Annotated in this window: 1 protein-coding gene; it reads right to left on the bottom strand. The window is 40.6% G+C overall.

The features are described from left to right. A partial coding sequence (locus ACVCZW_RS00170; protein WP_452231303.1) for a hypothetical protein occupies positions 1-271 on the bottom strand: 271 nt, incomplete at both ends.

Below are 271 nucleotides of genomic sequence, written 5' to 3'. Positions count from 1 at the left end.
CATCGCCATCTAAATCAGCAAATACAGTTACTGGAGAAGTAAATCCGGTTTCTGTTCCGTTTTGTGTTCCATCACCATCTTCATCGTTATATACTGTTCCGGTTACCGTTCCTGCTGTAGTATAACCATCTGTTCCTGCTGCAACTGTTCCATTTACTGGTATCGTTACTTCCGTTGGTTCTGTTCCTTCTGTTAATGTTACACCTGTTGGTAAAGTAGTTGTATCTACTACGATATCTACTGTTCCTGCTGGTACTCCTTCTATAGTATA

The organism is Lacinutrix sp. MEBiC02595, assembly GCF_053601555.1.
The sequence above is the reverse complement of the archived record's forward strand: the minus strand, read 5'-3'. Positions and strand labels throughout refer to the sequence as shown.